The organism is Bacillus sp. NPDC094106, from assembly GCF_044764345.1.
Classification (GTDB): Bacteria; Bacillota; Bacilli; order Bacillales; family Bacillaceae_G; genus Bacillus_A.
The window spans coordinates 1-1,717 of record NZ_JBIWHY010000046.1; the positions used below are offsets into that span (position 1 = coordinate 1).

Here is a 1,717-nt window from a genome sequence, read left to right on the forward strand (position 1 = left end):
ATGGTATCAGTGGTAGGGGAGCGTTCTAAGGGCAGTGAAGTCAGACCGTAAGGACTGGTGGAGCGCTTAGAAGTGAGAATGCCGGTATGAGTAGCGAAAGACGGGTGAGAATCCCGTCCACCGAATGCCTAAGGTTTCCTGAGGAAGGCTCGTCCGCTCAGGGTTAGTCAGGACCTAAGCCGAGGCCGACAGGCGTAGGCGATGGACAACAGGTTGATATTCCTGTACCACCTCTTTATCGTTTGAGCAATGGAGGGACGCAGAAGGATAGAAGAAGCGTGCGATTGGTTGTGCACGTCCAAGCAGTTAGGCTGATAAGTAGGCAAATCCGCTTATCGTGAAGGCTGAGCTGTGATGGGGAAGCTCCTTATGGAGCGAAGTCTTTGATTCCCCGCTGCCAAGAAAAGCTTCTAGCGAGATAAAAGGTGCCTGTACCGCAAACCGACACAGGTAGGCGAGGAGAGAATCCTAAGGTGTGCGAGAGAACTCTGGTTAAGGAACTCGGCAAAATGACCCCGTAACTTCGGGAGAAGGGGTGCTTTCTTAACGGAAAGCCGCAGTGAATAGGCCCAAGCGACTGTTTAGCAAAAACACAGGTCTCTGCGAAGCCGTAAGGCGAAGTATAGGGGCTGACACCTGCCCGGTGCTGGAAGGTTAAGGAGAGGGGTTAGCGTAAGCGAAGCTCTGAACTGAAGCCCCAGTAAACGGCGGCCGTAACTATAACGGTCCTAAGGTAGCGAAATTCCTTGTCGGGTAAGTTCCGACCCGCACGAAAGGTGTAACGATTTGGGCACTGTCTCAACCAGAGACTCGGTGAAATTATAGTACCTGTGAAGATGCAGGTTACCCGCGACAGGACGGAAAGACCCCGTGGAGCTTTACTGTAGCCTGATATTGAATTTTGGTACAGCTTGTACAGGATAGGCGGGAGCCTTTGAAGCCGGAGCGCTAGCTTCGGTGGAGGCGCTGGTGGGATACCGCCCTGGCTGTATTGAAATTCTAACCTACGGGTCTTATCGACCCGGGAGACAGTGTCAGGTGGGCAGTTTGACTGGGGCGGTCGCCTCCTAAAGTGTAACGGAGGCGCCCAAAGGTTCCCTCAGAATGGTTGGAAATCATTCGTAGAGTGCAAAGGCATAAGGGAGCTTGACTGCGAGACCTACAAGTCGAGCAGGGACGAAAGTCGGGCTTAGTGATCCGGTGGTTCCGCATGGAAGGGCCATCGCTCAACGGATAAAAGCTACCCCGGGGATAACAGGCTTATCTCCCCCAAGAGTCCACATCGACGGGGAGGTTTGGCACCTCGATGTCGGCTCATCGCATCCTGGGGCTGTAGTCGGTCCCAAGGGTTGGGCTGTTCGCCCATTAAAGCGGTACGCGAGCTGGGTTCAGAACGTCGTGAGACAGTTCGGTCCCTATCCGTCGTGGGCGTAGGAAATTTGAGAGGAGCTGTCCTTAGTACGAGAGGACCGGGATGGACGCACCGCTGGTGTACCAGTTGTTCTGCCAAGGGCATAGCTGGGTAGCTATGTGCGGAAGGGATAAGTGCTGAAAGCATCTAAGCATGAAGCCCCCCTCAAGATGAGATTTCCCATAGCGTAAGCTAGTAAGATCCCTGAAAGATGATCAGGTTGATAGGTTCGAGGTGGAAGCATGGTGACATGTGGAGCTGACGAATACTAATAGATCGAGGACTTAACCATATAATATGAAGCAA

General features: G+C 53.1%; 1 rRNA gene. It reads left to right on the forward strand.

What is annotated here, in order from left to right:
• Positions 1–1,703: ribosomal RNA gene (locus tag ACIQ7L_RS28100) — 23S ribosomal RNA — on the forward strand; the annotation flags it as partial.
• Positions 1,704–1,717: the final 14 nt, after the last annotated feature.